Consider the following 25,411-nt stretch of genomic DNA (forward strand, 5'->3'; position numbering starts at 1 on the left):
ATGCCAAATTTGGTAAAAGATGAAGTGTATTCAGTAGAGGTTTTGGATAAAATTTCTGATAGTGAGCTTGAAAAACTAGCAAAGAAAAAGGCAAGTGAAATTTTAAGAAACATTCACTCTGCTAGCTTAAAGATAAAAGATGCGCAAGAGCTTGCAGAAAAGGCTAATGATATTGACACTGGCGGTTCTGATTGGAGTAATTTATTGACTTTTGGTTATGCAGGTAAAAGTGCAGAAGATAAATTGCGAGATGCGCAAAAGGCCACAAATACTGCCCTAATAAAAACAAATGAAGCAGTAGCAGAGCTTAACAATATAGTGCAAGAATCTGTTAAATTTACACAACTCACTGGCAAATTTTCACGATATCTTAGTAGCGCAATGGCTTTTGTTTTAAAAAATGGCTTAAAAAATGCAAATGGCAAGATTGTTAAACTTAGTGGCGAAAGTGCGCAGACTTTTTCTAGTATCATTGATGCAGCTGATAGATTTGCTGCAAATCACGTAAAGCTTGAGCAAACTCATGATGAGCTAAAACAGCTTATATCGGAGCAAGAGCAGATAAGTAAGCTTCAAACAAGGCAAATAGACGAGCTAAACGAAGCCCTGCAAAGCAAGTATAAAATCGACGAAAGCCAAGAAAAAGCCATCGGAGAAAATGCCAAAAATATAGAAAATATTCTTGCAAATTTAGACCAAAAACACGAGCTAGATAGCAAACAAGAGGAGCAAATTGCAAAAAACGCTCAGGCAATAGCCGACAATGCGCAAGTTATCGCACAAAATTCTGAAATTTTACATGAGCTTCAAGGCAAAAACGATAGTATAAGCAAAATTATTGCTGTAGCTGCACTTGTCATCGCACTGGCTAGCCTTGCGATGCATTTTGTAAAATTTTAGCTAAATATCGTGGCTTTCCACGATATTGCTACTTTTAAAAATGAAAAAGATTTAGAAATTTTTTTGCACGTTCGCTTTTTGGATTTGAGAAAAACTCATTAGGTCTGCTTTGCTCGACTATCTCGCCAGCATCCATAAAAACTATCCTATCAGCCACCTTTTGTGCAAATTCCATCTCGTGAGTTACTATTAGCATAGTCATGCCATCTTTTGCAAGCCCCAAAATAACATCCAAAACCTCGCGCACTATCTCTGGATCAAGTGCGGCTGTAACTTCGTCAAATAACATCAGATCTGGCTTCATACAAAGTGCCCTGACAATGGCTATGCGTTGTTTTTGACCGCCTGAAAGCTCTTTTGGATAGGCAAATTTTTTATTTGTAAGACCCACTTTTTCAAGCCACATATCAGCCTCTTTTTCAACATCTTTGCGCTCTCTGCCCTGCGCTTTTACAGGACCTAGCAGGATATTTTCAAGTACATTCATATGCTCAAAAAGCTCATAGTTTTGAAAGACCATACCAACGCGTTGGCGCATTTTATTCCAGTTTTTATACTCTTTTGTTACGATATCTGAGTTTATTACTATCTCGCCGCTAGCTATGTTTTCAAGTCCGTTTATGCAGCGTAATGTTGTTGACTTTCCACATCCTGAAGGACCTAAAAAAACGACTACTTCACCCTGTTTTACTTGTAGATTTATATCTTTTAAGGCATGCATTTGTCCATAAAATTTATTAACATTTTTTAGCTCTAAAATATAACTCAAATTTACTCCTTAGCTCCAGCGCTTCTCTAGTTTTTTTGAAAATTTTGATATAGGATAGCAGATTATAAAATACAAAAAGAATATAAAGCTATACACCCAAAACTGAACCATATTATTTGAAAAAACATAGGTTTCAATGATCTGCTGACCAACTTTAACAACCTCTACAACGCCTATTAAAACAACTATCGAAGTGGTTTTTATCATTCTACTTAGCAAATTTACAGCACCTGGAACCAGTCTTCTAAATGCAAGTGGTATGATGACATAGCGATAAATTTTAACCTTGCTAAGCCCAAGTGATGAGGCGCTTTCAAACTGATGTTTTGGTATAGATACAACCGCTCCTCTAACTATATCCATCATCTCAAAAATACCCCAGATACTAAACACTAAAAGTGATGCTGCAAATGCAGAGATGTGAATGCCTGTTGCTCTTGGTATGCCAAAATAAAATATAAAAAGCCATACGATAGTAGGCATAATTCGTACAAGCTCAAGGCAAATTTTTAAAACAGCATAGACTATTTTGTTTTTAAGACTCATTGCAACACCAAATATTACTCCGCCAACAAGCGAGATGAGTATTGAAATAACTGAAATTTCAAGACTCACAACAAGACCTTCAAACAATCGCCACAGCACTTGCGGATTTAGTAAAATTTCAGCCCCTTGCATGAGTTACCTTTTTTTCAAGCCAAGTTAGTCCTAAAGATATAGGAAGTATGATAGCCAGATAGCTTACTACTAGCATAAAAAGCGCCTCGTCTGTCATATAATAAAGACCGATAATATCCTTTGCTACATAAACCAAATCCGCTAAAGCTACAATGCTAACAATACTAGTTTCTTTTAATAAAAATATAATATTTGCGCTCACAGATGGCAGTGAGACTGCAAATGCTTGAGGGCTTACGACATGGTATAAAATTTGCGATTTGCTTAGTCCAATACTCATGCCAGCTTCTATCTGCGAGCGACGCACTGACTCATATCCTAGCCTAAAACTCTCAGCCATATAACTACCACCCAAAAACGCAAGTCCGACGACTGCACAGGTAAATCCGCTCATTGATATACCTATCTTTGGCAGGGCGTAGTATAAGAAAAAAAGTTGTATTAAAAGCGGCGTATTGCGACTTAGCTCTATATAAGCATCGATAAATGGCAAGGCAAATTTTACATTAAAATAGCGAGCTGCTGTACAAAAAGCACCGATTATAATAGATAGCACTATCCCCAAAAATGCAAGCTTGAGTGTTAAAATTCCAGCATCAACATACACAGGATAAAACTGCTTTATAAACTCAAAATCCATATTTTCCTATTTGTTATTTAAATTTTGCGAGATTTTAGCGTATTAATACTAAATTTAAAGACAAATCTAGTATTAATACAAGTTTTTGGGATAAAATTTATCTTTTATCATCTGTTTATGGACCAAAACGATGAGTTTTTTCATTAAATCCATCACTATAAGGAGCTAGATCCATATCCATAGGCTTTATATCAAGATCTGGAAAATCCTTTTCTCGGTCGCTTTTTATTGGTCGTTCGTGAGAATTTATAATAGGCTGCCACATCAAAGCTATCCTCCAAGCTTAGCGTTTCATCGCCTTTTGGTATTGTTGATTTTATATTCAGTAGCCTTATATATGTTAGCTTTTGTATTATAGCTATCTTTTTGCAAGCAAAATCTATATTTACAATACCTTCTTGATTTGCTCCGTGACAAGATGTGTAACTTGGCATGTGGCGAGTGGTTTAGCATAACTCAGCCGTAAGTATGATAGCTTGAACATGAGTGGTTATTGCCTGCAAAGCGTTTTTTATCTTTTGCATTTGGGTTAATATATTTAAAAGTTTCATTTACAAGCTTTGAGCCAAAAATTACGGTCTTTACAAAAGGCGAGTCGCCTAAAATTTTCTCATCTATAACGCCGTTTTCATCAATATTTTTTTGAAGCTTAAACTCTTGTGTTTTTGACTCATAAAGCAGCTAATTTTACCGCATTTTTAGCATAATCAAGACCAAAACAATATATATTCATTAGCACAACAGTGACTACAAATGCAATTTTTTCATACAATCTCCTTTAAAATAAGATTTAAGCTTGTATTGTATAAAATTTGAGAAATTATATATAAAATTTAGGAAGTGTATGGATATTTTTCAGTTTATCGGATTTTTGGGTATGATTTGTGTTGTAGGTGGGTATTTTTTGCTTCAAGTTGGACAAGTAAATAGCGATACTATGGGCTTTCAGCTTATAAATTTAGTCGGTGCTGTGCTACTTATCATCTCGCTTTGTGTTCATTTTAATCTAGGCTCATTTTTGATAGAAATTTTTTGGATAGGTATTACGATTTATGGGATTTATAAAATTTTAAGAAAAGGTAAAAATAATGAAAATTAGAGCATTTGCAGAGTGGGAAAGGCAAGAGTTGCTTTTTGTATCTTTACCACACGAAAATACTGACTGGAAGCCATATTTAGATGAAATTTTAGATAGTTATGAGGAGCTAGTTAATGCTGTTGTACCGTTTCAAAAGGTGGCTTTGATATGCCCTGATGAGAAAATTTTGGCTAGATTTTCAAAATTTCCTAATACGGTTGCTTTAAAGATAGATACAAACGATACTTGGGTGCGTGATTACGGGTTTATCGATGTAAAAAAAGATGATGAGATTTTGAGCTATGATTTTAAATTTAATGCTTGGGGCGGAAAATTTGAGAGCAGTAAAGATGATGGCGTAAATACTCAAATCGCAAAAATCATACCGACAAACTTAAAGCAAATTGACTTTGTTTTGGAGGGCGGAAGTGTTGATTTTAACGGCGATGGAGTGCTTTTAACGACTGAGCATTGTTTGCTAAATGAAAACAGAAACGCTCATTTAAGCAAAGATGAGATCGAGCAAAAACTACGCGAACTTTTTGGCTTAAAACGAGTAGTCTGGCTAAAGCATGGCTTTATAAAGGGTGATGATACCGATCATCACATCGATACTTTAGCGCGTTTCATCACATCCGATACCATCGCTTATGCAAGCTGTGATGATGAAACTGATGAGCATTATGAGGAGCTAAATTTGATGAGGCAAGAGCTTGAAAACTTGGGATTTAAGCTAGTTGCGTTGCCGATACCAAAGGCGAAATTTTATGATGGCTCTAGACTCGGCTGCACTTATACAAATTTCATCTTTGTAAATGACGCGCTCATCGTGCCAACATACGGCGATGATAACGATGAGATCGTGCTTTCTCGCCTTAAGGCGTCCTTGCCAGATAGAAAGGTAGTGGGCGTAAATTCGCTCGTTTTCGTACGACAAAACGGTTCGCTTCACTGCTCAAGCCAAAATAAATTTTTATGTAAATAGAGATTAGATGAAATCACAAAACACATCCACAAAACCTATCGTGATAGCCGCTATCACGGCGTTTTGCTTGGCTGTGGTAAAATTTATTGCTGGGGTTTTTAGTGGCTCTATTTTACTGCTTAGCTCAGCGATTGACTCTTTGCTCGATCTGCTCGTTTCTGCTTTAAATTTCATAGCTTATAAAAAATCAAAGCAAAAGCCAAATGAGAAATTTAACTTCGGTTTTGCCAAGCTTGAAGCCTTAGCAGCGTTGTTTGAAGGGCTTTTGATAGTTGGTGTGGCTGGGTTTATATTTTATGAAAGCGTGATGAAATTTGGTGCCGAAAATATCGAGATAGACACAGATTTAAGCCTTTGCGTTATGTTTTTTTCGCTTATAGTAACTGGAGCGCTAAGCTATTATCTAGGTCAAAATGCAAAACGCACTCAAAGCTTGATTTTGCAAGCTGATGCACTTCATTATAAGAGTGATTTTTATACAAATCTAGCAGTTATTGTCGCACTAATTGTTGTCAAATTTACAGGATTTATGATAATTGATGCGATTTTTGGAGTGCTAATTAGCGGATATATTGCAAATCAAGCCATATCTCTTATGAAAAACAGCGTTTTTGTTTTGCTCGATGAGGCACTTGAGAGCGAAAAAACCACACAGATAAAGGATATGATAAACGCAAAAAGTGAAATTTCTAGCTTTCACTCGCTTATGAGCCGAAAAAGTGGACAGACCTGCTATTTAAGCGTTCATCTGGTCTTTGATTCTCAAATTTTACTCATTGACGCACACTCTGTTTCAAATGAGATTGAAGATGAAATAAGGGCGAAATTTAGCGAGTTTGCATGGGAAATAACGATACATCTTGATCCGTATGATGAGAGTTAAAAATTTGTTATAATCAAAAAAACTTAGGAGAAAAAATGAAAAATGATAGTTTAAAAATAGCATTAATCCAGCAAAAATTTCACGGCACAAAAGAGACTACAAATGCTAAAACGATCGAGCTAATAAACCAGGCAAAGCAAGGTGGTGCCGAGCTTGTGGTATGTCAGGAGCTTCATCAAACGCAGTATTTTTGTCAGAGCGAAGATACAGCGTTTTTTGACCTGGCAAATGAGTGGGAGAGCGATGTTGCTTTTTGGGGCAAAGTAGCTAAGCAAAACAGCGTGGTACTGGTAACTTCACTCTTTGAGAAGCGAACGGCTGGGCTTTATCACAACACGGCTTTTGTCTTTGAAAAAGACGGCAGTGTGGCTGGAAAATACCGCAAGATGCATATCCCTGATGATCCGCTTTTTTATGAGAAATTTTACTTTACGCCAGGCGATATTGGCTTTGAGCCGATACAAACGAGCGTAGGCAAATTAGGTGTTTTGGTGTGCTGGGATCAGTGGTATCCAGAGGCGGCTAGGCTTATGGCACTTAAAGGGGCTGAAATTTTAATCTATCCAACGGCGATAGGCTGGTTTGATGGCGATAGCGACGATGAAAAATCTCGTCAGCTTGAAGCGTGGGTAGCGGTGCAAAGAGGTCATGCCGTAGCAAACGGTCTGCCAGTTGTGGCTGTAAATCGTGTGGGCTTTGAGCCTGATAGCTCTGGTGTGGCTGATGGCATAAGATTTTGGGGAAATAGCTTTGTTTTTGGGGCTCAGGGTGAGCAAATTTTGCGTGCAGATAGCCAAAGTGAGCAGTGCTTTTTAGTAGATATTGATATGAAACGAAGCGAAGAGGTGCGTAGAATTTGGCCCTTCTTGCGAGATCGCAGGATTGATGCGTACAATGGGCTTACAAAAAGATTTATAGACTAAAAATAAATTTCATACTCTTTAAAATAGCTTTTTCTTAAAGAGTATGAAAATGCTTACAATCAAAAACATCATCTATTTCTCACAAAAATAAATTATCAAAAACAACAAAAATACTCTATAAGTGGCTAAATTTTGATATTTTAGATAAAAAATTAGTTGATTTAAAAAATAATATAAAAATTTTCTTAAATAAAAAAAAATTATAAGCAAGTTACTTTTTTACACATTTTTATAAAAAATTTAAAAATTTTCATAAAAGCTCTTGCAAAAAAATCATAAAAATGTCAAAATGAAACAACTTCAAAATAAGGAGAAGAAAATGAAGAAAAGTTCATTGATACTTTCAGGTTTGCTACTGGCTTCAACACTTGGCGCAAAGGAGTTTGTTAGTATAGGAACAGGCGGTATGACCGGTACTTACTATCCTATCGGTGGTGCGATTTGTCGCTTGGTAAATAAAGATCCAAACATGAAGTGCTCAGTACAATCAACTGGTGGTTCAGTTTATAATGTTAACAATGTCCTGAAAAAAGAGCTAACATTTGGCTTCTCACAAAGTGATGTTGTTTTTGACAAGTATAATGGTAAAGATAAATTTGATGGCGCAGCTGATACAAATTTACGCGCTGTAGTGTCTATCTACCCTGAGCTTTTGGCTTTTGTTGTTTCAAAAGATAGCGGTATTAAAGATATAACAGGTATCGTTGGCAAGAAATTTAATGTCGGAAACCCTGGCAGTGGTAATGAACTAACTACTCTTGAAGTTCTTAAGGCAAAAGGCGTAGATGTAAATTCTCTTGCTCACCGCGGTGTTTTAACTGCTCAAGAGTGCCCACATGCGCTAAAAGATAAGAAGATAGACGGCTATACATATATGGTAGGACATCCAACTGCCAACATCACAGATGCGGCAAATTCTCTATCGATCGATATTTTAAATGTTGATGGTCCAGAGATTGACAAAATGCTTGCTGACTTTCCATATTTTGCAAAAGGTGTGATACCAAAAGGTCTTTATGAGGGTGTTGAACATGATACAAACACTATTGGCGTGAAGGCTGTTTTGGTTGCAGATAAAAGTGTAAGCGATACTGTTGTTAGGGCTGTTGTAAAAGCGATAGTTGATAACTTTGATGAGTACAAAACGCTTCACCCAGCACTTGGCGCTATCACAAAAGAGAGCCTTGTAGAGGGACTTTCTGCGCCACTTCATCCAGCTGCTGAAGCTGTATTTAAAGAAGTTGGTATATTAAAATAAAACTTAAAAGCTCCGATGTAAGCGAAGTAAAATTTAAAAATAGCTATAATCGGAGCTACTTCTAAAATTTTAAGGGGCAAAATGAAAGAGATAAATGAAAATGAAGAGCAGTTTGTCGAAGTAAAAACCAGAGAGATAAAGGGCGGCTTTTACAACTACTTGGTTGTATTTTTGTGTTTTTCTTGGTCTGCTTTTCAGCTTTATATTGCCTATTTTCCACTAAATACCACGATAGCTCGCTCACTACATTTAGGCTTTGCTATAGCGCTCGTGTATTTGCTATATCCTGTTAAATTTCACAAAAAAGCTCATGTTGGTATGCCGTTTTATGACATTGTATTTTGTGTTATAGCTGCTCTTGCAGTGCTTTATCCTGCGATAGAATTTTATGCTTTGGCAAATAGACCAGGGGATTATTTGCAGCGTGATATTATTATTGCTTGTGTTGCCGTATTTTTACTTCTTGAGGCTGGAAGGCGTGTGCTAGGGCCTGCTCTTGGTATTATAGGAATTTTGTTTTTGGTGTATGATTATTTTGGTCAGTATATGCCAGACATTATAGCTCATCAAGGCGCGAGTATACAAAAACTAGCAGGGCATATGTTTTTAACTACTGAAGGTGTTTTTGGTGTTCCGATTGGTGTTAGTGTAAGTTTCATTTATCTGTTTGTTTTGTTTGGATCGCTTTTGGAGCGAGCTGGAGCGGGACAGTATTTTATAAATTTAGCATTTAGTTTGCTTGGTAAATTTCGTGGAGGACCAGCTAAAGCTTCGGTTATTGCCAGTGGATTAACTGGCATGGTAAGTGGTAGCTCAACTGCAAATGTCGTAACAGTTGGCACTTTTACAATACCATTAATGAAACAAGCAGGACTTAGTAGAACCAAGGCTGGTGCGATAGAGGTTGCGGCTGGGGTTAATGGTCAGCTTATGCCACCTATTATGGGAGCAGCAGCATTTATAATCGCTGAGTTTTTGGGCATGACATATACTAATGTTATGGTTGCTGCGGTTATACCAGCATTTGCTTGTTATATATCTTTATTTTTTATCGTTCATTTAGAAAGCTGCAAGCTTGGGCTTAAAGGTATTAAAAATAGTGAATATGAGTCAAAACTTAAAATTTTTCTAAGCGGCATCCACTACTTAACTCCTATTTTTGTGCTTATGTATACACTTTTAATAGCTAAAGAGTCTGCTATATCGGCAGCATTTAATGCTATTGGATTTTTGTTTTTAATAATGATCTTTCAAGAACCAACTAAAAAATTAACTCAAGGACAAAAGATAAGTAGAGCTGATGTTTTGGTTGGGTTTAGTGATATTTTCTGGGCAATGGTAACAGCGGCAAAAAGTATGGCGACAATCGCTATTGCAACTGGTCTTGCTGGTATTATAGTAGGCTCTATATCGCTTACTGGACTTGGTCAGGTTCTTTCAGAGGTTGTAGAAAACCTTGCTGGTAACAATATCGTGCTTATTTTAATGCTGACTGCACTTATGTCTTTAATCCTTGGAATGGGGCTTCCAACGACGGCAAACTACATCGTTGTTTCAAGTCTTGTTGCGCCAGTTATCTTAATGCTTGCCTATAAAAACGGCTTTTTGGTGCCAGCTATCGCAGCACATATGTTTGTGTTTTATTTTGGAATTTTGGCTGATGATACACCACCAGTTGGTATCGCAGCCTATGCTGCAGCGGGTATAGCTAAGGCAAACCCTGTAACTGTTGGCTTGCAAGGCTTTTTTTACGACCTTCGTACGGCTATATTGCCATTTGCATTTTTCTTTAATAATAAACTTATGCTTATTGAAAGTATTGATGCTTCAAATCCGCTTGACGCAAAAGGTATAGTTTGGATGAGCAACCCCTTTGAGATGTTGCTTGTATTTGCAATGGCTATCATTGGTATGTTTGCTTTTTCAAGTATCTTGCAAGGATATTTTGTTACGAAAATTCGTCTTTGGGAAAGACTGCTTTTAATTCCAGTAGTTCCACTATCGCTAGTGCCAAATATTTGCGCTAAGTATTCAGTTATACCAAATGAGTATATAGGGTACATGATGGGTGCGAGTATATATGCCTTTATTTTTATGACTCAGTGGATTAAAAATAAAAGTGATAAAGCAAAAGAGATAGCTTAAAATAGTAGCTTTTTGGCTACTATTTCTCATAGTTTTTTAGAACGCTCCAAATCTAGCGCAAATTCACATCCTAGTTTATCTTTAAGTTCGCATGATTTATCAAAAAATATCTTTGCTTCTTTGAAATTTTGAGTATCAATTAAAAACGAACCAGCCACACTGCAAGCATTTGCATCATTTAACTTGCATGCTTTTTTAAATAACTCAAAGGCTTTTACTTTATCATCTTGCATGAGCTTTGCCGCTACCTCAGAGCAACTTTTTGCTACTTTATTTTCACACTCTTTGATATGCTGTTGTAAATTTTGAGCCATCAGCGCAGATACGCAAAATATAGCCAAAATCATAAAATTTCTCATTTTTATCCTTTTGTCTTTGAGATTTATTCTATTTTAGCATATTAAAAATTATTTTTTGTTTAGTGCTATCTCTCTTTGTCTAAAATCTGGCATAATACTTCTTATAAAGTCATAAAATTCGCTTTTATGATGTGGATATATAAGGTGTGACAGCTCATGCAATATGACATACTCTATCAAGATAGGCGGCTTTTGTATGAGATTTAGATTTAGGTTGATGTAGCCTTTTTTGCTATTACAACTACCCCAGCGAGTTTGCATGTTTTTAATGCTTATGTGATTTATATCTTTTTTTATTTTTGGTCTAAATTTATCTATGAAATTTATAAAAATTTCTTTTGCTTTGCTCTTTTTAAACTTTTCAAGCATATTTGTATCTTTTATCCAAATTTCATTGTTTTTTATAAAAACTTCTTTTAAATTTTCATCAAATTTTATTTTATATACTTGACCCAAAAAGACAAATTCATCATCTTTTGACAGCATATCTTTTGCTTTTTCGTGAGTTTTTATAAGCCAGTCTTTGTGCGTTTGTAAAAATTCAACCGCACTTTTTTGTGTAGCGTAAAATGGAAGTGAGAGTGAAATTTTAGCGTCTTTGCCGACACGCAGACGCATATTTTTAACATTGCTTTTAAAATTTAAAGTTACATCAAGATCGCTGAAATTTAGCAGAATTTGCCTGTGTTTTAGTGGTTTGGGGCGAGTAAAAACGCCCCAATTTTTAGTAGCTTTCAAGCTGACGAGATGTCTTGTGAAGTAGGGTAAAGGCTATAAATGTAAATGCAAGGAAGCACGCGATGATAAGTGCGTAAAATCCACCATCCCAGCCAAACAAATCAACTAGTTTGCCCATAACCCAGCCAGCGCTTACGGTACCAAGAAGATAGCCAAAAAGCCCCGTTAGACCAGTTGCAGTGCCAGTCGCTACGCGCGGAACGAGGTCAGCCGCTTGAAGTCCTATCATCATGACTGGACCGTAAATTAAAAAGCCAATGGCGATCAAACAAGCGTAATCTACCCACTCATTTCCAGCTGGATTTGTCCAATAAACAATAATGGCTATCAAAACACCAACCATAAATATAAGCATAGGAGGTGCGCGGTGTCCCTTAAAGACCTTATCGCTTAAGTATCCACTAGCCAGCATACCGAAAATTCCAGCATACTCATACATAAAATACGCCCAACTTTGCTTATCTACCGTGAAATGCTTAACCTCTTTTAGGTATGTTGGCGCCCAGTCAATTATGCCGTAACGGATGAAATACACAAATATATTAGCAATGGCGATCGCCCAAAGAAATTTATTGCCAAGAATATATTTTTTGAAAATATCCATGGCGCTTAAAGTATGTGCAGACTCTACCTTTTTGATGTGTTTTTCACCTTTATACTCTTCAACTGCTGGCAAGCCCTTTGACTCTGGCGTATCGTGCATCAAAAAATACATCACAACAGCGGCTAAAAGCGCGATAATAGCAGGAAAGTAAAAAAGCGACTGCCATGCGCCAAATATAGCAAGACCTAAAAGCGCAAGCGGTCCGATAAGTCCGCCACCAAGGTTGTGTGAGACATTCCACCAGCTCCACCAAACTCCGCGCTCAGAGGTGCTAAACCAGTTTGTCATCGTTTTAGCACCTGGCGGATAGCCCATACCTTGAAACCAGCCATTAAGTGCGCCAAGTACAACCATTGCCGTGATGCTTGTAAATACGCCAGGCACGAGACCAAATATCAGTGTTACGATAGCAGAAAGAACCAGCCCGATGGTGATGAAGTATTTTGGGTTACTTCGATCGGAGACATTACCCATGACAAATTTTGAGATACCATATGCTAGTCCAAGCACGGACATAACGATACCAAGGTCGGCCTTTGTGTAGGCGTAGGTGGCGTATTCGCCTGTTTTATCCGTAAGATACGGAATGGCTAGTGAGAAATTTTTGCGGATGAGATAGTAGGCAGCGTAGCCTATAAAAACGCCTGCAAAAACTTGCCAGCGAAGCTTTTTGTAGTGTGCATCTATTTCACGATCGGGAACTTTTGTCTCGCTTGGTGCAGATGCTTTTAAAAATTTAAACATAAAAACTCCTTTAAATTTATAAAGATGCGATTTTAACATATCTTTGGTTGTAAAGTAAATTAAATTTTTAAAATTTTTGTAATTTTTTACAAAAATGCAGATTTAACACCAATTAAACCAAAGATTTTAAAAACGATATAAGAGTTTAAATAAAATTTGGCTAAAATCTAGCTTTTATTGAAGGAAGTTAATGAACGAAAGCCAAAATTTGAGCCTTAAAAGGCTTACCATACCAATATTTATTGATATGTTTTTACACTTTATCACGCTCATTATTAACACATATATGGTTACTCGCGTGAGCCTTCATCTAGTAGGTGCAATGGGTGCTGGCAATCAAGTTATGGATCTTTTTATGACGATATTTAGCTTTCTTAGTGTGGGTTGCTCGATCGTGGTCGCACAGGCTTTGGGGGCGAAAAATTCAAGACTAGCCAAGAAAATCATCCACGCAAGTTTAAGCTTTAACGCCCTTCTTGGATCTGTTTCGGCAATTTTTATATATTTTTTTGGATATGAAATTTTAGAGCTTTTACAGGTGCCAAAGGAGCTTCAAGGGCAGAGCTTTATCTATTTGCATATGCTAGGTATTGCGCTTGTTTTTGATGGCGTTGGCATGGTTTTGGCAGCGATTTTAAGGGTTTATGGGCTTGCCACGCAAGTTATGCTCGTGTCGCTACTTATGAATGTCATAACGCTTTTTGGTAACGCCGTAGCACTTTTTGGCTGGTTTGGCTTGCCAAACTACGGACTTTACGGTGTTGCGATAAGCACGATAATTGGGCGATTTGTGGGCGTTTTGGTTCTTGCATTTTTGCTTATTAAATTTGCAAATATTAAAATTTACATCAAGCGTCTTTTTAGCCTTGATTTTGCGGTTTTAAATAAAATTTTATCTGTCGGACTGCCAAGTGCAGGGGAAAACCTGCTCTGGATGGCGCAGTATATGGTCGCTTTTGGCTTTGTTTCGAGCATGGGCGAGGCTAGCCTTTCGGTGCAGACGATATATTTTCAGATTTCGCTTCTTATTATGCTTTGTGGGGCGAGTATTAGCGTGGCAAATGAAGTTATCGTCGGACATCTGGTGGGTGCGATGAAATTTGACGAGGCTTATAAAATGGCGTTTAGGGCACTTTGGTGGGGACTTTTTGCCACGATCATTGTGGTTTTGGTGGCGTATCTTGGGCGGTTTGAGATCATGGATGAGCTTAGTTTAAGTGATGAGTTAAAGTCTGTAATGTTGCCGCTATTTGCCCTTTCTATCGTGCTTGAAACTGGGCGGACATTTAACATCGTGATGGTAAATGCTCTGCGTGCCAGCGGAGATGCGAAATTTCCATTGCTGACAGGGCTTATTTTTATGTGGGGACTAAGTCTGCCACTTGGATATTTTTTAGGAATCTATCTTGGCTGGGGGATTTTGGGCGTGTGGATCGGCTTTACGGCTGATGAGTGGGTCAGGGGGCTTGTAAATACGCTTCGCTGGAAAAGTCGAAAATGGCAGTCAAAAAGGCTTGTTTAATGAAATTTACAGACAGCTTTTGCATGGTTAGGTTTTGGATTTGCAAATGAAATTTAATAAAGTTAAAGGGGACTTATGAGTAGAAATTTTTCATCAAAATGGGCGTTCATCCTAGCTTGTGTAGGCTCTGCGGTGGGCATGGCAAATGTCTGGGGCTTTCCTTACAAAATGGGCTCAAACGGCGGCGGTGCATTTCTTATCGTCTATCTATTTTTCATCGCACTCTTTTCTTATGTGGGGCTTTCAGCTGAGTATGCGATCGGCAGACGAGCAAAAACTGGCACACTTGGCTCATATGAATACGTCTTTAAAACGCGAAATTTAGGTGCTTTGGGTAAAATTTTAGGCTGGATACCGCTGGCCGGATCGATGTGCATCGCTATTGGTTATGCTGTCATCATCGCTTATGTTTTAAAGGCCCTTTTTCAAGCGATTGACGGCTCTTTGATGAGCGTGGATACAAACACTTGGTTTGAAAGCTTTGCACTTACGGATTACTCAGTTATTCCGTTTCATGTTATCGTTGTCGTTGGCACGCTTTTGACGCTGTTTTTTGGTGCAAAAAGCATTGAAAAAACGAACAAAATTATGATGCCATTGTTTTTTATACTATTTTTGATTTTAGCAGTGCGAGTGGCGTTTTTAGACGGCGCGTTTAAGGGGTATGATTTTATATTTAGCTCTGATTTTTCAAAGCTTACCGATCCGATGGTTTGGGTATCGGCGATGGGGCAGGCGTTTTTTTCACTCTCTATAACTGGCTCTGGAATGATCGTTTATGGAGCGTATTTGTCAAAGAGCGAAGATATCGTATCAAGCGCTAAAAAAACAGCTGTTTTTGATACTCTTGCAGCGATCGTTGCAGCATTTGTGATGATACCAGCGGTATTTGCTTACTCGATGGATCCAGCGGCTGGTCCAAAGCTACTTTTCGTAACGCTGCCTAAAATTTTACAAGATATGCCGGGTGGGCAAATTTTTGCCATTATTTTATTTACTGCGGTGATTTTTGGTGGTATAAGCTCACTTCAAAATATGTTCGAAGTGGTAGCCGAATCAGTCTTACATAAATTTCCAAATCTTAAACGAAGTGCCGTTTTGGTAGGGCTTTGCGTGATATGTCTTGGTGTTGGTGTGCATATGGAGATGATTTCTAGCTGGGGTCCGTGGATGGATTTTGTAAGCATTTATATCATCCCGATCGGCGCAGTAATCGGTGCGGTGTCGTGGTTTTGGGTGATAAAAAAAGATGAGATAATGGACGAGATAAACACAGGTGCGAACAAAAAACAGGGTGAATTTTGGTATGGGGTTGGCAGGTATATTTATGTGCCACTTGCGCTTACACTTTGTGTGATAGCACTTAGTATGAATATCGCATTTTAGGGCTAAAATGGCACTTATCGACTTAATCGGCGTTAGTAAAAAATTTGGGGCAAATGAGGTTTTAAAAGAGATAGATTTTAGTGTAAATGAGCGTGAGCGTATCGCTATCATCGGCAAAAATGGTGGCGGTAAAAGCACCATTATGAAGCTACTTTGTGGCATTTACGAGCCCGATAGCGGACGAGTGATAACGCAAAATGGCATAAATGTCGAGATGCTAGCGCAGTCTCCAAAATTTGATGATGGGCTGAGTGTCAAAGATGCTTTAAATTTGGAGCTTAAAGATATTTTTGATGCTCGTGATGAGTATGCAAAAACGCTTGAAATTTTAGCTCATGAGCCAAATAACCGAGAAATTCAAACCAAATCAGATGAACTTTTTAAATTTATCGAAGCCAAGGACGGCTGGAACATCGAGAGAAGTATTGAGCTTGTGCTTGAGTATTTTAGCCTAAAAGAGTATGAAAACCGCCTTATTAGCTCGCTTAGCGGTGGTGAAGTAAGACGCGTGGCGCTTGGAGCTTTGATACTTAAAAAGTCCGATGTTTTGCTGCTTGATGAGCCGACAAACCACCTTGATGTGTATATGGTGAAATTTCTTGAAGATATGCTGAAAAACTCGAAGCAAACCATCGTGTTTATAAGCCACGATCGCTATTTTATTGACTCGCTAGCCACTAGAAGCATCGAGATAGAAGAGGCGAAAATCCGCAGTTTTGACGGCGGATATGCTTACTATCTGGCTAAAAAGCAAGAAATTTTAGAAAGCCTTGCAAAAAGCCACGAAACCCTTGTCAAACAACTAAAAAGCGAAGAGGAGTGGCTGCGTCGTGGTGTAAAAGCGCGTCTAAAACGCAACGAAGGGCGAAAAGAACGAGTGCTTGCCATGCGTGAGGAAGCTAAGAAAAATCCAGGCGTGATAAGGCGAGTAAAGCTTGAGCTTGAAAGAGCGAGTAAAAATTTCAACCAAACGCAGAGTTTAAACCGCAAAAAAATGCTTTTTGAGTTTAAAAATTTAACCAAAACCATGGGCGAAAAACGCCTGTTTGAAAATTTTAATGCACGCGTTTTGCAGGGCGAGCGTATCGCTATCGTCGGACGAAACGGCAGTGGCAAAAGTACCTTGCTTAAAATTTTACTCGGACTTGAAAAGCAAAGTAGTGGCGAGATCAAGCGTGGGGATGTGGCGATCGGCTACTTTGATCAAGGTAGAAGTGTTCTTGATGATGAAAAGAGCTTGATTGAGACATTTTGCCCAAATGGTGGCGACCGCGTGATGGTGCGTGGGCGAAATATGCATGTTTATGGCTATCTTAAAAATTTCCTTTTTCCGAAAGAATTTCTAGATAAAAAGATCGGTGTTTTAAGTGGTGGCGAGAAAAACCGCGTCGCACTTGCGCTTTTGTTTGCGCAAAGTTATGATATCTTGGTGCTTGACGAGCCGACAAACGACCTAGATATAGCTACAATCAACATTTTAGAAGAGTATTTGCAAAGCTTTGAGGGTGCAATACTGCTCGTAAGCCACGATCGATACTTTGTCGATAAGATCGCACAAAAACTCTGGGCTTTTAAAGGTTCACAAATTAGCGTCGAGCACCTAGAATACAGTGTTTTTTTGGAGCTTGAAGACGAGTTAAAAGAGCTTGATAAATTTGAGCGAGAACTTGAAAGTACACAGGCTCAAAAGCAAAAAACTGGCGCAAAACTAAGCTATAAACAAAGTAAAATTTTAAACGAACATCCAGCTTTGATAGAGAGCGTAGAGAGCGAGATAAGGGAACTTGAAAGAGCTTTGGGTGATCCAAAAATTTATCAAGAAATCGGCATTTCTAAGATAAGTGATGATCTACAAAAGGCAAAATCAAGGCTTGAAATGCTTGAAAATGAGTATTTTGAAGTGCTTGAAGTGGCTGAGAGTTTTGGGTAAGAAATAGCAAAACTATCTCATTTTTCAGTCTTAAGATACTAGAAATTTAAACACTCTTTATAATAAAATAAAATATAGAAAAATATGCCTTACTGTTATGGGAGGTGGTGTAAGCTTATAAAATCCTATAAATTTTAATAACAAAAACGCAAAGTATATAGTTTAGACTTTGGCTCAAAAGAGCCAAAGTGTGCTTAGTGTTCGCTTTTTAGACCAGCTCCACAAAGTGAGATGATACTATCGCCGTGGATAGTGTGAGTGTTTTTATATGCTTCATACGCTGCATATACCGCCGCTGTGGTATGCTCGACATAAAAGCCTTGCCTTGCTAGCTTAGCTCTTGCTGGGAGTATACCGCTTTCTGGTATCGTTATGACTTCGCGCTCGCCTGCGTATGAGCTAGATAGAATTTGCTTGCCTCGCATAGGTCTTGCGATGGCTATACCCTCAGCTTCGGTCGGATTTGCGACTATATCGATAGGAGCGTCTTTTGCACCAAAGAACGGAGCACAGTTTTCGCTTTGGACGATGAAAATTTTTGGTAGCTTTTTGATAAGTCCAGCTTCGTAAAGCTCGGCAAGAGCCATCTCACAGCCCAAAAGTAGCGTGCCGTTGCCAACTGGCAAGAAGAAGTTATCAGGCACTCTGCCAAGCTGTTCATAAATTTCATAAACATAGGTCTTTGTACCTTGGTAAAAGAGTGGGTTATAGACGTGATTTGCATAGTAAATCCCCTCATCAAGTGCCTTTTTTCGGCACGCATCAGCCGTGTCATCTCTTGTGCCATCAAAAACAGTCGCAGTAGCACCAAAGGCTTTTATCATATTTATCTTCTTCTCGCTCGTGCCTTTTGGGACAAAAATTTCACACTCTATGCCAGCGCGTGCGGCGTATGCAGCGACCGAGTTTCCGGCATTACCACTGCTATCTTGCAAGACTTTTTTAACGCCGATACTCTTACAAAGCCATATAAGTATAACCGCGCCCCTATCCTTAAATGATAGTGTTGGCATCGCATAATCAAGCTTAAAGTATAGTTTATCATCAAAATTCACGCTTGCGCTCATACCCTCGCCAAGGCTTATACCGCGCCAAAGCTCATTTTGAAGAGGGAAAAATGCTCGGTAGCGAAATAGGCTAAACTCGCTCTTATCAACAAGATCTAGTGAAAATTTTGGTGCAGTAAAGTTAAGGTTATAAAGCCCTCCGCACTCGCACTTATAGCTTAGACTTTCAAGCGGTGCTGTTTTACCACACTCATTACATACAAAATGGCTCATTTTTACTCCTTTTTTATCGCTACTTGTGCCTCTATTTCGACCAGGCAACCAAAGTGAAGACCAGATGTCGGCACGACGACGCGAGCTGGCTTGTGCGCGCCAAAAAATTTCGCGTACTCATCATCTATGTCATCCCAAAATGCCACATCCGGCGTATAAACTCTACACATTATGACATCTTCTTTTTTTGTGCCTGCTAGTTGCATGACGGCTTCTAGGTTTTTAAGGGCTTGCTTGGCGTGCTCTCTTGCTCCGCCTTGTGGTAGCTGCATGGTTGCTGGATCTATGCTAAGCTGTCCTGAGATGTATAGCACATCGCCGTACTGAACCGCTGGTGAATAGTGTGCCTTCCTATGTTTTGAAAGTTCGGTTTCAAAAATTTTCATCGCTTCTCCTTTGTTTTGAGATAAAAGAGCATTATAGCAAGAAAGTTTTTGAAATATTATAAAAACTTAAAATTTAAAATTAATTATTATATAAAGTGTATAGATTTAGAATGAGCCTAAATCTATACCTTTGTGGCTTTTGGTAAAATTTTGTAAAAAATTTGGGCTATTTTTTCAAACAAGCTTTGTTTTTGGTTTGGCATTTGTGACTTTAAAAACAAAGCCACATCACGGCGTCCAAACATCAGCGCAAAAGTGTATGGCGTAGCACCCATGCCGTTGCTTGCGTTGATATCCGCACCAGCTTCAACAAGCATTTTTACTACTTCTAGATGTCCCTTAAACGCAGCTCCAGCAAGGGGTGTTTGCCCTTTATCATTTCGCAGATCCACATCGGCACCACGCGAGAGTAGCATCTTTACGCACTCCTTTGCGTTATTATAAGATGCAAGCATCAAAAGCGTGTCGCCCTTGGCAGACTTTAAATTTACGCTTAAACCAGCGGCGATCATAGGCTCAAGCGAGCCTACATCGTCGTGTCTAGCAAAATCAAGAGCCATTAAGCAAAGCTCATTGTATCGAGCTTGCTCTTGCTGGGTTATCATATTTTAAGTGCCTTTTTTACGCCATTTGCATACTCAGGGCAAATTTTCTCAAAGTGTCCTAGTGCGCGATCGATGATGAAACGCTCAACGCCTTGCATGCTAGCTGCTAAGTTGTTAAACAACGCCTCTTTTTGCTCCGTATTCATTAGGTTAAACAGAGCTCTTGGCTGTGAGTAATAATCCTCATCTTCGCGGTGGTTAAATCTCTGAGCTACGCTACCAACGGCTAGATCAGGCTCTAAAAATGTCTTGTTTTCAGCGTGTCCGCCGTAGCTGTTTGGCTCGTAGTATGCGTTTGCAGGCATATCATACATGCCGTTATTTAGGCTACCACCAACGACATAGGTATTAACTTCGCTTTTTGGAGCATTTACTTTCAGCTGTGCGTAGTGTGTGCCGATGCGATAGCGTTGAGCGTCTGGATAGCTGAAAATTCTAGCTTGTAGCATTTTATCAGGGCTAAATCCGATACCCGGAACGATGTTGCTTGGGCTAAATGCCGCTTGCTCAACTTCGTTGAAATAATTTTTTGGATTTTCATTTAGTGTCATCACGCCTACATCGATGAGCGGGAACTCTTTGTGAGACCAGGTTTTTGTTAGGTCAAATGGGTTGAAATTTACGCTTGCAGCTTGTGCTTCGCTCATCACTTGGATCTTAAAGTCCCATTTTGGAAAGTTGCCCTTTTCGATATTTTCATAAAGATCTCTTTGGTGGCTCTCTCTATCATTTGCGATGATCTTTCCAGCCTCTTCATTGGTTAAATTTTTGATACCTTGGCGTGTTTTGAAGTGAAATTTTACATAAAACCTCTCGCCTTTTTCATTTATAAGGCTGTAAGTGTGACTGCCAAAACCGTGCATATGGCGGTAACTCGCTGGTATGCCACGATCGCTCATCAAAATAGTAACTTGATGAAGTGTTTCAGGGCTTAGTGACCAAAAGTCCCAAGCTGCATTTGCCGAACGCAAATGAGTGCGTGGATCACGCTTTTGTGTGTGGATAAAATCAGGGAATTTATATGGATCGCGTAGGAAAAATACCGGAGTGTTGTTGCCAACCAAGTCCCAGTTACCCTCTCTTGTGTAAAATTTGATCGCAAATCCGCGAACATCGCGCTCTGCATCAGCTGCACCAGCCTCGCCAGCAACCGTTGAAAATCGCAAAATAAGCTTAGTTTTCTCGCCTTTGCTTAAAACTTTTGCCTTTGTGTATTGTGATATGTCGTTAGTGATTTCAAGCTCGCCATAAGCTGCTGAACCCTTCGCGTGAACAGCTCTTTCAGGGATACGCTCTCTGTTTTGGTGGGCTAATTTCTCGATTAGCTGATAGTCTTGCATTAACACTGGACCGCGTGCGCCAGCGGTTAGAGAGTTTTGGTTATCGGCAATTGGGTTGCCAGAAGTGGTGGTAAGTTGTTTCATACTTTTTCCTTTTTAATAAATTTTATTATTTGTGAATTATACAAACTTTTGACTAAAAATATTCTTAAATAATAAAAATTCTTAATAAAACTATCAAATCTAACCATTTTTTATAATTATACAACTTATAATTATAAAACAATATTAAAATTTTAAGCATAATTTGACTTATTTTTATTTTTTGGCTAATCTAAAAGGAGTTTTTTAGCTAAAAATAAACTTAAAAAGGAATCAAAATGACTAAGACAAAACAGGTAAAATACAATCCTTGTGTCTTTTATCCATCGATTTTTATCATATTTTCAGTAACGGCGTTTGCTCTAGTTTCGCCAGAATTTTCAGCCGCAGTCTTTAAAGATATGCAAAATTTTATCACAGAAAAATTTGGTTGGTTTTATGTTTTAGCGATTGCTATTATCGTACTTTGTGTGCTTGGACTTGGGCTTTCAAAATTTTCACACATCAAGCTTGGTGCCGATCACTCGCGACCACAGTATTCAAATCTTTCTTGGTTTGCGATGCTTTTTGCTGCTGGTATGGGTATTGGACTTGTGTTTTTTGGTGTTTCAGAGCCACTTATGCACTATCTAAATCCTCCAACTGGTGATCCGCAAAGTGCACAGGCAGCGCGTCAAGCGATGAATATCACATTTTTTCACTGGGGTATAAGTGCGTGGGCTGTTTATGCGATCGTGGCGATGATTTTGGCATTTTTTGCTTACAGACATAACTTGCCGCTTACGCTTCGATCGGCATTTTATCCGCTTATAGGTGATAAAATTTACGGCAAAATTGGCGATATGATCGATACTTTTGCGACCGTGGCCACGCTTTTTGGTGTGGCGACATCACTTGGATACGGTGTAGTTCAGGTAAATGCTGGGCTTAGTTATACTTTTGGTTTGCCTACAATGCATGTTTTGCTTTTGGTTGTTTTGTGTGCGTTAGCTACGATCTCAGCGGCGTCTGGGGTTGATAAAGGGATTAAAATTTTATCAAATACAAATATTGCTATTGCGATCGTTTTTGTGTTTTTTATACTATTTTTGGGTGATACGACAACGCTTTTAAAGCTACTAATGCAAAATAGTGGAGAGTATGTCTCTACGCTTATTTCAAACACATTTAACCTTTACGCTTATAACAAGGCAAATGATGGATGGCTTGGTGGCTGGACGCTACTTTACTGGGCATGGTGGCTTAGCTGGTCGCCATTTGTAGGGCTTTTTATCGCTAAAATTTCAAAAGGCAGGACGATTGGAGAGTTTGTCGTGGGTGCGCTTTTTGTGCCGACTGGCTTTACTTTTATGTGGATGACATTTTTTGGAAATAGCGCCATTTCGCTAGTTTCTGGCGGCTTCTTAGAGCTTGCACAAGCTGTAAATAACGATACGGCGATGGCAATTTTTGTCTTTTTAAGCAAATTTTCATTTGCAAAATTTCTTAGCATCATTGCAGTTTTGATGGTTACGATATTTTTTGTTACTTCGGCCGATTCTGCGGCAATGATTTTAAATATGCTTTCGTCAAATGGCTCGGACAACACCGCACTTTGGCAGAAAATTTTCTGGGGCGTGATGATTGGCGTAGTTTCGTGTGCGCTTATGCTTGGCGGAGGGCTTGCGAGCTTGCAGGCGATGACGATAGCTGCGGCGTTGCCATTTACGATAGCACTTTTATTTGCTATATTTGGGCTATTTCGTGCGCTTCGCGTGGATATGATCAAGCGCGAAACCAGAGAGGTTATCTCAAATATGCCGCTTTCTGAGCTTTCAAAGCCATGGCAGGATCGCTTGCGTGCTATCATAGCACTTCCAAACAAAAAACACGCCGATAAATTTTTAAACTCAGTTGTCGCTGAGGCGTTTGAAAATTTGCGCTTGGAGTTTGAGCAAAATGGTTTAAGGGCAAGCGTTTTACACGATGAAAGTACGAAATTTATGCGTTTAGTCGTAGGGCTTGGCGAGGAGCTTGACTTTGTTTATGGTGTAAAGCTTGTTCGCAGAAATACACCTGATTACACTCAAGCCCTTGATAATAGCGATATTTACTACCGAGCAGAGGTGTTTTTAAATGAGGGCGGACAAGATTACGATATCTTAGGATGGAGTGAGGCTACGATAATTAATGATGTCATCGAGCAGTATCGTCGTCATATGCAGTTTTTACAAACTTTGCGAAATGGATAAAGATTATTTAAAATTTAAAGCTATAATCGCTAAAATTTTTAAAAAGGATAGATATGAAAAAGGTTATTTTGGCTTCGTTTGTGCTTGCAACTTCGATGTTTGCAGCTGGTTTGACAAAGGGCGAAAGCACACTTGGTACAGATGAAACTGCACAGAAGTTGCAAAGCGTTATCAGTGAGGCTGGGGTTAAAGTTTTTAGTGTGTTTGATCATAGCACTCTTGCAAAAGAGGCTGGTTTGGATATGCCAAACACTAAGGTTGTGGTATTTGGAGCGCCAAAAGTAGGCACTTTGCTAATGCAGTGTGCGCCAGATGTGGCTATTGATCTGCCACTTAAATTTTTAATAAGTGAGCAAAATGGCAAAACGATCGTGGCATATGAAGATATCAAGCAGATCGCCGCTCGTCATAACGCCGATAAATGCGAAGTGATCGATATGCTAAGTAAGGCTCAGACTAAATTTTTCAAGGCTGTTACGAAGTAAATTTGTTTGGCGAGTAAGCAAAATTCTCGCCCATTTTGCCGTTTTTTTATCTGCTATAACCTAAATTTAAAGGCTATTTTGCTATAATCTGCCCTTTTTAAAACGCGCAACTAAGGATTATCATGCATCAACGAAATTCGTGGAGTTCAAGGCTCACATACATCTTAGCTATCGCAGGGGCGACGGTTGGCTTTGGCGCGACTTGGCGTTTTCCCTATCTTGTGGGGCAAAATGGCGGTGGAGCGTATGTTTTGACATTTTGTTTGGCAATGATCGTGATAGGAATTCCTATGATCTTGGTTGAAAACGCCATCGGCAGACGCCTAAAAGTAAATGCAGTTGATGCCTTTGGTGGCAGTGCAAATGGTAAGAAAATTCACAAAAGCTGGAAATTGCTTGGCTGGATGGGCATTTTGGGTGCGTTTGGCATTATGGCTTACTATATGGTTATTGGTGGTTGGGTACTAAACTACATCGCTCAGATTGGCTTTGGTATGCTTGACTTGTCGCAGGTTGTTGATTTTAAAACAACTAGTGAGTTTTACGAGCAAAATATCGTAAATAACCCACTTTCTATCAGCTTTGCAACTCTTGTTTTTGTGCTTATAAACTACATAGTTTTGGTTCAAGGGGCGGTTAAGGGTATCGAAAAATCAGCAAAATACCTAATGCCACTGCTGTTTTTGCTGATGCTAACCATGGTGGCTAAAAATTTAACCCTTGACGGCGTGGCTGAAGGCGTGAAATTTTATCTAACGCCTGATTTTTCAAAGATAAACGCAAAACTTTTTGTCGATGTTTTAGGGCAGGTATTTTTTGCACTTTCGCTTGGATTTGGCGTGATGATCACACTTTCAAGCTTTGTGAAAAAGGATGAGGGACTAGTTAAAATTTCACTCATCACAGGCGTGTTAAACACTGCTATCGCAGTTCTTGCAGGTTTTATGATATTTCCGTCGCTTTTTACATTTGGTATCGAACCAAATAGCGGTCCAAGCCTTGTGTTTAAGTCTTTGCCGATAGTGTTTTCAAATATGTGGGCAGGCGAGCTTTTTGCGGTAGCGTTTTTTACACTTTTGATGATCGCGGCACTTACAACTTCTCTACCGATTTATGAAGTTATTATCACGACCATTCAAGAAAAGTTTAAAATTCGCCGAAAAAAGGCGATATTTATCGTGCTTGGTGGGATATTTTTTATAGGTAACTTACCAAGCCTAATGGCTACAAATTTACTTTCAGATGTTACTATCTTTGGCAAAAATATTTTTGATGCGTATGATGCGATAAGTGCGACGATATTTTTTGTTCTAACCTCACTAGGATGTGCGATATTTGTTGGTTGGGTGCTTGGCGAAGAGGCTAAGCGAGAAATTTTACAAGGCAGTGAAAGGCACAAAAAAGTAGTTGAAATTTGGTTTTGGTATGTTAAATTTGTGATACCATTTATCATTTTGATTGTTTTTGTAAGCTCGTTTTATGATAATTTTTTAAAATAAA

24 protein-coding genes are annotated in these 25,411 nt (G+C 38.9%); 13 read left to right on the forward strand and 11 right to left on the reverse strand.

Annotated features, from left to right (window positions below):
* Positions 1–900 (forward strand): hypothetical protein, encoded by a 900-nt coding sequence (locus U5B17_RS01600; protein WP_430803616.1) that lies wholly within the window; start codon positions 1–3, stop codon positions 898–900.
* A gap of 34 nt (positions 901–934) precedes the next feature.
* On the opposite strand, the gene U5B17_RS01605 is transcribed toward U5B17_RS01600, so the two are convergent.
* The 4 genes from U5B17_RS01605 to U5B17_RS01620 form a co-directional block, all read right to left on the reverse strand.
* On the reverse strand, positions 935–1,621 hold the full coding sequence (locus U5B17_RS01605; protein ID WP_430803856.1) for an amino acid ABC transporter ATP-binding protein: 687 nt from the start codon (positions 1,619–1,621) through the stop codon (positions 935–937).
* Positions 1,622–1,678: 57 nt separating this feature from the next.
* Complete coding sequence (locus U5B17_RS01610) at positions 1,679–2,347, reverse strand: amino acid ABC transporter permease (protein ID WP_430803617.1); 669 nt, start codon at positions 2,345–2,347, stop codon at positions 1,679–1,681.
* Positions 2,334–2,987 carry an amino acid ABC transporter permease gene (locus U5B17_RS01615; RefSeq protein ID WP_430803618.1) on the reverse strand — a complete coding sequence of 218 codons (654 nt, stop codon included), beginning with the start codon at positions 2,985–2,987 and terminating at the stop codon, positions 2,334–2,336. The genes U5B17_RS01610 and U5B17_RS01615 overlap by 14 nt, the downstream gene beginning before the upstream one ends.
* Before the next feature lie 115 nt (positions 2,988–3,102).
* Positions 3,103–3,255 (reverse strand): hypothetical protein, encoded by a 153-nt coding sequence (locus tag U5B17_RS01620; protein WP_430803619.1) that lies wholly within the window; start codon positions 3,253–3,255, stop codon positions 3,103–3,105.
* A 576-nt stretch (positions 3,256–3,831) separates the two neighbouring features.
* On the opposite strand from U5B17_RS01620, the gene U5B17_RS01625 reads away from it, so the two are divergent.
* The 6 genes from U5B17_RS01625 (at position 3,832) to U5B17_RS01650 (ending at position 10,259) form a co-directional block, all read left to right on the forward strand.
* Positions 3,832–4,086, forward strand: a complete 255-nt coding sequence (locus U5B17_RS01625; RefSeq protein ID WP_430803620.1) for a CBU_0592 family membrane protein — start codon at positions 3,832–3,834, stop codon at positions 4,084–4,086.
* Entirely contained in the window at positions 4,082–5,050 is a 969-nt protein-coding gene (locus U5B17_RS01630) for an agmatine deiminase family protein (protein ID WP_430803857.1), read from the forward strand. Before U5B17_RS01625 ends, U5B17_RS01630 begins: the two co-directional genes overlap by 5 nt.
* Positions 5,051–5,057: 7 nt before the next feature.
* Positions 5,058–5,933, forward strand: a complete 876-nt coding sequence (locus U5B17_RS01635; RefSeq protein ID WP_430803621.1) for a cation diffusion facilitator family transporter — start codon at positions 5,058–5,060, stop codon at positions 5,931–5,933.
* A gap of 35 nt (positions 5,934–5,968) precedes the next feature.
* Positions 5,969–6,856, forward strand: coding sequence for a carbon-nitrogen hydrolase (locus tag U5B17_RS01640; RefSeq protein ID WP_430803622.1), 888 nt, complete (start codon positions 5,969–5,971; stop codon positions 6,854–6,856).
* Between the two features lie 319 nt (positions 6,857–7,175).
* Positions 7,176–8,114, forward strand: coding sequence for a TAXI family TRAP transporter solute-binding subunit (locus tag U5B17_RS01645; RefSeq protein WP_430803623.1), 939 nt, complete (start codon positions 7,176–7,178; stop codon positions 8,112–8,114).
* An 81-nt stretch (positions 8,115–8,195) separates the two neighbouring features.
* A complete protein-coding gene (locus tag U5B17_RS01650) occupies positions 8,196–10,259 on the forward strand; it encodes a TRAP transporter permease (protein WP_430803624.1) in 2,064 nt (687 codons plus the stop codon).
* Between the two features lie 26 nt (positions 10,260–10,285).
* On the opposite strand, the gene U5B17_RS01655 is transcribed toward U5B17_RS01650, so the two are convergent.
* The 3 genes from U5B17_RS01655 to pgtP are packed head-to-tail and all read right to left on the reverse strand — an operon-like array spanning position 10,286 to position 12,704.
* Positions 10,286–10,618 carry an SEL1-like repeat protein gene (locus tag U5B17_RS01655; protein ID WP_430803625.1) on the reverse strand — a complete coding sequence of 111 codons (333 nt, stop codon included), beginning with the start codon at positions 10,616–10,618 and terminating at the stop codon, positions 10,286–10,288.
* A 48-nt stretch (positions 10,619–10,666) separates the two neighbouring features.
* Positions 10,667–11,356, reverse strand: coding sequence for a M48 family metallopeptidase (locus U5B17_RS01660; protein WP_430803626.1), 690 nt, complete (start codon positions 11,354–11,356; stop codon positions 10,667–10,669).
* Positions 11,343–12,704 carry a phosphoglycerate transporter protein PgtP gene (gene pgtP / locus U5B17_RS01665; protein WP_430803627.1) on the reverse strand — a complete coding sequence of 454 codons (1,362 nt, stop codon included), beginning with the start codon at positions 12,702–12,704 and terminating at the stop codon, positions 11,343–11,345. The genes U5B17_RS01660 and pgtP overlap by 14 nt, the downstream gene beginning before the upstream one ends.
* Positions 12,705–12,894: 190 nt before the next feature.
* On the opposite strand from pgtP, the gene U5B17_RS01670 reads away from it, so the two are divergent.
* The 3 genes from U5B17_RS01670 (at position 12,895) to abc-f (ending at position 17,542) form a co-directional block, all read left to right on the forward strand.
* On the forward strand, positions 12,895–14,226 hold the full coding sequence (locus U5B17_RS01670) for an MATE family efflux transporter (RefSeq protein ID WP_430803628.1): 1,332 nt from the start codon (positions 12,895–12,897) through the stop codon (positions 14,224–14,226).
* A gap of 75 nt (positions 14,227–14,301) precedes the next feature.
* On the forward strand, positions 14,302–15,612 hold the full coding sequence (locus tag U5B17_RS01675; protein ID WP_430803629.1) for a sodium-dependent transporter: 1,311 nt from the start codon (positions 14,302–14,304) through the stop codon (positions 15,610–15,612).
* 7 nt (positions 15,613–15,619) lie between these two features.
* Positions 15,620–17,542, forward strand: a complete 1,923-nt coding sequence (abc-f, locus tag U5B17_RS01680) for a ribosomal protection-like ABC-F family protein (RefSeq protein WP_430803630.1) — start codon at positions 15,620–15,622, stop codon at positions 17,540–17,542.
* A gap of 194 nt (positions 17,543–17,736) precedes the next feature.
* Here the strand turns inward: abc-f and U5B17_RS01685 are convergent, their stop codons facing one another.
* The 4 genes from U5B17_RS01685 to U5B17_RS01700 form a co-directional block, all read right to left on the reverse strand.
* Positions 17,737–18,822, reverse strand: coding sequence for a pyridoxal-phosphate dependent enzyme (locus U5B17_RS01685; protein ID WP_430803631.1), 1,086 nt, complete (start codon positions 18,820–18,822; stop codon positions 17,737–17,739).
* Between the two features lie 2 nt (positions 18,823–18,824).
* The gene (locus U5B17_RS01690) at positions 18,825–19,208 is read right to left on the reverse strand and encodes a RidA family protein (RefSeq protein WP_430803632.1); all 384 of its coding nucleotides are present in this window, start codon (positions 19,206–19,208) and stop codon (positions 18,825–18,827) included.
* Positions 19,209–19,330: 122 nt separating this feature from the next.
* Positions 19,331–19,813, reverse strand: a complete 483-nt coding sequence (locus tag U5B17_RS01695) for an ankyrin repeat domain-containing protein (protein WP_430803633.1) — start codon at positions 19,811–19,813, stop codon at positions 19,331–19,333.
* The gene (locus tag U5B17_RS01700) at positions 19,810–21,237 is read right to left on the reverse strand and encodes a catalase (protein WP_430803634.1); all 1,428 of its coding nucleotides are present in this window, start codon (positions 21,235–21,237) and stop codon (positions 19,810–19,812) included. Before U5B17_RS01700 ends, U5B17_RS01695 begins: the two co-directional genes overlap by 4 nt.
* 236 nt (positions 21,238–21,473) lie before the next feature.
* Between U5B17_RS01700 and U5B17_RS01705 the strand changes: the two genes are divergently transcribed.
* From U5B17_RS01705 to U5B17_RS01715, 3 genes are all read left to right on the forward strand, one after another.
* A complete protein-coding gene (locus tag U5B17_RS01705) occupies positions 21,474–23,426 on the forward strand; it encodes a BCCT family transporter (RefSeq protein WP_430803635.1) in 1,953 nt (650 codons plus the stop codon).
* A gap of 53 nt (positions 23,427–23,479) precedes the next feature.
* Positions 23,480–23,911, forward strand: a complete 432-nt coding sequence (locus U5B17_RS01710) for a DUF302 domain-containing protein (protein ID WP_430803636.1) — start codon at positions 23,480–23,482, stop codon at positions 23,909–23,911.
* A 122-nt stretch (positions 23,912–24,033) separates the two neighbouring features.
* Positions 24,034–25,410, forward strand: coding sequence for a sodium-dependent transporter (locus tag U5B17_RS01715; protein WP_430803637.1), 1,377 nt, complete (start codon positions 24,034–24,036; stop codon positions 25,408–25,410).
* Position 25,411 lies beyond the last annotated feature (1 nt).

This window comes from Campylobacter australis (assembly GCF_050586305.1).
GTDB lineage: Bacteria > Campylobacterota > Campylobacteria > Campylobacterales > Campylobacteraceae > Campylobacter_A.

What these genes read in the sequence shown, in the direction of transcription:
- U5B17_RS01685 (WP_430803631.1), bottom strand. Translation starts at nt 18,822, where the DNA reads ATGAGCCATTTTGTATGTAATGAGTGTGGTAAAACAGCACCGCTTGAA.
- U5B17_RS01645 (WP_430803623.1), top strand. Translation starts at nt 7,176, where the DNA reads ATGAAGAAAAGTTCATTGATACTTTCAGGTTTGCTACTGGCTTCAACA.
- U5B17_RS01640 (WP_430803622.1), top strand. Translation starts at nt 5,969, where the DNA reads ATGAAAAATGATAGTTTAAAAATAGCATTAATCCAGCAAAAATTTCAC.
- U5B17_RS01670 (WP_430803628.1), top strand. Translation starts at nt 12,895, where the DNA reads ATGAACGAAAGCCAAAATTTGAGCCTTAAAAGGCTTACCATACCAATA.
- abc-f (WP_430803630.1), top strand. Translation starts at nt 15,620, where the DNA reads ATGGCACTTATCGACTTAATCGGCGTTAGTAAAAAATTTGGGGCAAAT.
- U5B17_RS01700 (WP_430803634.1), bottom strand. Translation starts at nt 21,237, where the DNA reads ATGAAACAACTTACCACCACTTCTGGCAACCCAATTGCCGATAACCAA.
- U5B17_RS01715 (WP_430803637.1), top strand. Translation starts at nt 24,034, where the DNA reads ATGCATCAACGAAATTCGTGGAGTTCAAGGCTCACATACATCTTAGCT.
- U5B17_RS01710 (WP_430803636.1), top strand. Translation starts at nt 23,480, where the DNA reads ATGAAAAAGGTTATTTTGGCTTCGTTTGTGCTTGCAACTTCGATGTTT.
- U5B17_RS01635 (WP_430803621.1), top strand. Translation starts at nt 5,058, where the DNA reads ATGAAATCACAAAACACATCCACAAAACCTATCGTGATAGCCGCTATC.
- U5B17_RS01605 (WP_430803856.1), bottom strand. Translation starts at nt 1,621, where the DNA reads ATGCATGCCTTAAAAGATATAAATCTACAAGTAAAACAGGGTGAAGTA.
- U5B17_RS01650 (WP_430803624.1), top strand. Translation starts at nt 8,196, where the DNA reads ATGAAAGAGATAAATGAAAATGAAGAGCAGTTTGTCGAAGTAAAAACC.
- U5B17_RS01655 (WP_430803625.1), bottom strand. Translation starts at nt 10,618, where the DNA reads ATGAGAAATTTTATGATTTTGGCTATATTTTGCGTATCTGCGCTGATG.
- U5B17_RS01625 (WP_430803620.1), top strand. Translation starts at nt 3,832, where the DNA reads ATGGATATTTTTCAGTTTATCGGATTTTTGGGTATGATTTGTGTTGTA.
- U5B17_RS01695 (WP_430803633.1), bottom strand. Translation starts at nt 19,813, where the DNA reads ATGATAACCCAGCAAGAGCAAGCTCGATACAATGAGCTTTGCTTAATG.
- U5B17_RS01675 (WP_430803629.1), top strand. Translation starts at nt 14,302, where the DNA reads ATGAGTAGAAATTTTTCATCAAAATGGGCGTTCATCCTAGCTTGTGTA.
- pgtP (WP_430803627.1), bottom strand. Translation starts at nt 12,704, where the DNA reads ATGTTTAAATTTTTAAAAGCATCTGCACCAAGCGAGACAAAAGTTCCC.
- U5B17_RS01615 (WP_430803618.1), bottom strand. Translation starts at nt 2,987, where the DNA reads ATGGATTTTGAGTTTATAAAGCAGTTTTATCCTGTGTATGTTGATGCT.
- U5B17_RS01705 (WP_430803635.1), top strand. Translation starts at nt 21,474, where the DNA reads ATGACTAAGACAAAACAGGTAAAATACAATCCTTGTGTCTTTTATCCA.
- U5B17_RS01690 (WP_430803632.1), bottom strand. Translation starts at nt 19,208, where the DNA reads ATGAAAATTTTTGAAACCGAACTTTCAAAACATAGGAAGGCACACTAT.
- U5B17_RS01610 (WP_430803617.1), bottom strand. Translation starts at nt 2,347, where the DNA reads ATGCAAGGGGCTGAAATTTTACTAAATCCGCAAGTGCTGTGGCGATTG.
- U5B17_RS01600 (WP_430803616.1), top strand. Translation starts at nt 1, where the DNA reads ATGCCAAATTTGGTAAAAGATGAAGTGTATTCAGTAGAGGTTTTGGAT.